The sequence below is a fragment of the Cellulophaga baltica genome (assembly GCF_018861125.1).
Lineage (GTDB): Bacteria > Bacteroidota > Bacteroidia > Flavobacteriales > Flavobacteriaceae > Cellulophaga > Cellulophaga baltica_A.
In genome coordinates, this window is record NZ_JAHKQN010000023.1 from 1 (window position 1) to 3,814 (window position 3,814).

General features: G+C 28.8%; 5 protein-coding genes. All 5 read left to right on the plus strand.

Features of this window, described 5'->3' with window-relative positions:
- Nucleotides 1-35: 35 nt before the first annotated feature.
- The 5 genes from KO500_RS12410 to KO500_RS12430 all read left to right on the plus strand — a co-directional run bounded on the left by KO500_RS12410 (nucleotide 36) and on the right by KO500_RS12430 (nucleotide 3,656).
- Nucleotides 36-704: an alpha/beta hydrolase gene (locus KO500_RS12410; protein WP_215956872.1), complete on the plus strand. Its 669-nt coding sequence runs from the start codon at nucleotides 36-38 to the stop codon at nucleotides 702-704.
- A 262-nt stretch (nucleotides 705-966) separates the two neighbouring features.
- Nucleotides 967-1,617, plus strand: a complete 651-nt coding sequence (locus KO500_RS12415) for a DUF2306 domain-containing protein (RefSeq protein WP_215956873.1) — start codon at nucleotides 967-969, stop codon at nucleotides 1,615-1,617.
- Between the two features lie 230 nt (nucleotides 1,618-1,847).
- Nucleotides 1,848-2,624 carry a DUF695 domain-containing protein gene (locus KO500_RS12420; protein ID WP_215956874.1) on the plus strand — a complete coding sequence of 259 codons (777 nt, stop codon included), beginning with the start codon at nucleotides 1,848-1,850 and terminating at the stop codon, nucleotides 2,622-2,624.
- Between the two features lie 214 nt (nucleotides 2,625-2,838).
- Complete coding sequence (locus tag KO500_RS12425) at nucleotides 2,839-3,246, plus strand: hypothetical protein (protein WP_215956875.1); 408 nt, start codon at nucleotides 2,839-2,841, stop codon at nucleotides 3,244-3,246.
- A 101-nt stretch (nucleotides 3,247-3,347) separates the two neighbouring features.
- A complete protein-coding gene (locus tag KO500_RS12430) occupies nucleotides 3,348-3,656 on the plus strand; it encodes a hypothetical protein (RefSeq protein WP_215956876.1) in 309 nt (102 codons plus the stop codon).
- Nucleotides 3,657-3,814: the final 158 nt, after the last annotated feature.

Here is a 3,814-nt window from a genome sequence, read left to right on the forward strand (position 1 = left end):
CAGGACAAGACATTAAAAACCAATCTAAAAACTGAATGAAAATCTTTGCAATTAGTGGACTTGGTGCTGATGAAAGAGTTTTTAAATATTTGACTCTTGAATACGATTTAATTCCTGTCGAATGGATTAAACCTAAAGTTAAAGAACCAATTGTTGAATATTCAAAACGGCTGATTAAAGAATATGGAATCGGAAATAAAGAAGAGTTCGGAATTTTAGGAGTCAGTTTTGGAGGATTAATTGCAACTGAAATAAGTAAATTGACAAAACCAAAATTCACAATTCTAATTTCATCTGTAGAAACTAGAACTGAACTTAGTGGAATTATAAAATTTGCTGGAAAATCAAAACTGATTGAATTAGTTCCTGAAAAACTATTAAATCCACCAAAAGTAATTGCTTACTATATGTTTGGAACTAAAAACAAGGTATTATTGGATTCTATTTTAGACGATACTGACTTGAGTTTTACAAAATGGGCGATTAGAGAATTGCTGAATTGGAAAAATCAATCACACTTGCAAAATTTGATTAAAGTATGCGGAACAAAAGATAAATTACTTCCACCAAAAGGAAATAATAATATTTTGATTGACAAAGGAGAGCACTTTATGATAGTTGACAGAGCAAAAGAAGTGAGTGATATAATAAATGGAAAAATAAAAACGCTCTACAACACTATATATAGCAAATTGGGCGATTAGTGCTTAATCAAAAGTTCATTGTCTATTTACAAAGTCGCCAAATCTTTTTATTTGGTATTAAATGAGAAAAATTAAAACAAAATAAAAAGATTTGGCTTGTGGCTTAACCGAAAGTTATTTTTTACTTTCTGCCCCACTTGCCATATATTTAACGTTGGCAACTATTTGACCAACTCATCGCTGAAAAACAACAATTCAGTAAATAAAAATAAACTAAATGAATTTATTGTCTGAATTTTGTATCGTTAGATACAACTGAAAAATGGAAAAAACGATACAAATATTAATATACATTCACGCAACATTTGGTGGTTTTGCTTTGCTTGCAGGTTTGATTTCAATAATTGCCAAAAAAGGAAAAAATATTCACAGAAAATCTGGACTGATTTTTTTCTATTCTATGATATTATCTGGAATAATAGCTATGATAGTTGCTGTTTTGCCCAAACACGAAAGTCCATTTTTATTCGCAGTCGGAATTTTTAGTCTATATTTTGTTTTAACAGGAAATAGAGCTTTGAATTTTAAAAGAAAACATCCTGATTTGAAAATTGACAAATTAATATCAATTATTATGATTATAACTGGAATTTTAATGATTTCACTACCAATCATACTAACGAAAAGTATAAATATAATTCTTGTCGTTTTTGCAATTGTTGGAATAATATTTTCTGTAAGAGATTTAATATTATTTAAAAACCCTGAACGATTGAGAAAAGGATGGTTGAAATTACATTTAGGAAAAATGTTAGGAGGTTACATTTCAGCAACAACTGCATTTGTAGTAGTGAATGAATTTTTTCCAAGTTTTTATGGTTGGTTTATTCCTGGAATTATTGGAGGATTTATAATAACATATTGGATGAGAAAAATGAATAAAAAAACAAAAACAGTTGCCAACACCGTATAAAATTAATTGCTAGTTTTAGCCAATTTACGAAAGTCCTTGCGGACTTTCTATCTGTGATTTATTTGCTAACTTTAGTGCTTAAATCACGCAACTAATCTTATACAACAACGTTGTAACCAATTTAAAAAAGCCTTTAAAATATAAGAATGACCAAACAAATAATTCTACTACTAATTACAATTCTTCTAACTTCTTGTAAAGGAAAATCACAAAACAAACAGAATTCCAATATGATTGCATTCGAAAAAGTCCAAGAAATGTTTACAAACATGCACTCAAACGGAGTTGATACGGAAATCAAAATGTTATATGGGTATTTCTTCACTAATGTTGAACCAAAACAATTAGAAAAAGTATCGGAACATTTAAAAAAAGACGGATTTGAATACGTTGACATTTATCCAGATGATACAGGAGAATACTGGTTGCATATGGAAAGAATTGAAATTCATGATGCAAATTCATTATTCGAACTGAATAAAAGTCTATATGCAGTTGCAGATGAATTCAATGTAACATCATATGATGGATTTGATGTTGGTAATGCCGACAAAAACCAACCAATAGAAAGAGATACTTATGTAGTTCCTGAAGAATATGGTACAAACGATTTAATTATTGAAGGCGTACCCAAACTAATTGTTGCAAATAAAGGATTCGAACGGTTTCCTCATAAAGAAGAATTCTTTTATTTCATTGAAATCAAAACAAAATACGCCATTGAAAATGCTTCTAAATTACCATCAGAAGATGAATTGGAGGTTCTTGACAATTTTGAAATGTTTATTGAAAGTAATTTGACGCAAAACAAGATATCCAATTACTACATTGGTCGTACAACCTACAATGAAGAAAGAGTATTCAACCTTGTAACAAATGAAAAAGATGGTGCAACTGGACTCATGGAATTTATAAAGGAGAACGGAAAACAGAGAGAATTTGAGTATAAAATAATTGAGGACAAGGAATGGAAAATTTACTCGGATTTAATTAACACTCTGGAATAAAACTGGTTACAACAAAACCTATAAACAATACGGGCTTAGGTTTTAAACGCTAAGGTTTGCGTATTTTTATGAGGTCGCGAAATCTTTGGGATTTCGCTTTGACACAAAAAAAGAAAAAACAAAACCAAAAGATTTCGCTATGTGCGTGGCGGAAAGCAAACGCTAGTTTGCTCCCGTACTGTTCATAGCTAAACCGTTGCACCTAATTTACGGAATGAAAAAAATTACACCATTTATCTTACTTATTTTATCAATTCAGATATTTTCTCAAAGTCAAGAAATTGAACCAACTTTTTATTCTGAAATTTCTGAAATAGTTTCATCAAAAGATTATTTCAAAGTTAAATTTGGAAACCCTGAAACTATTATAGTTCTTGACACTACTTTTGCATATTCATCAAAAATTTTGACTGAAAAAATAATTTATGATTTTAAAACTAAAAGTAGAATTGAAATTGAAAAATTCAAACAATCTGAATTATCAGCAAAAGAACTAATCGATTTAGATTCTAAAAATAGAATTATAAATTACAAAGGAAACATAAAATATAATAGTGGAAAATGGTATGAAACTTTAGTTAAATACGAATACAAAAAAAGAAAAAGATTAAGAAAAAAATAAATGATGCTGGAGAAGTATATCTTAAATATATTGTTTTTTATGACAAACTAAATTTTCCAATCAAAATTGAAAGTACGATTGTTGGAACAGAAGATACAAGAATGCAAGTGGTAAATTATGACTATAAAAATAGTAAGTTTACTTTAATGGAATTTAATTATCAAGGAAAATTAGAAAACGAAACAAAAGGCAATTTTAATCAAAAATATATTGTTAAAACTAATAAAATGAATGATCCAACTGAAATGTATTGGATTTTAACAGATATTAAAGAACCATATTTTCACGAATTGAATTATAAATATGACTCAAATGGAAATTGGATTGAATTTATAAAGGTTCTCAGAAAGCCAAATGGAGAAAAGGAAACACTTCAGAAAGTTTTTAGAGAAATAAACTATAAAAACTAGGTGCAACACCGTGTATATTTTATTGCTTTCTTTTAGCCAACTTACGAAAATCCTCGCGGATTTTCTATTCAGTATTTATTTGCTAAATTTACGCTAAACCAACGCAACAAAGCATACACAAACACGTTGTACACAATTATGACCCGTCCTGAATAAAG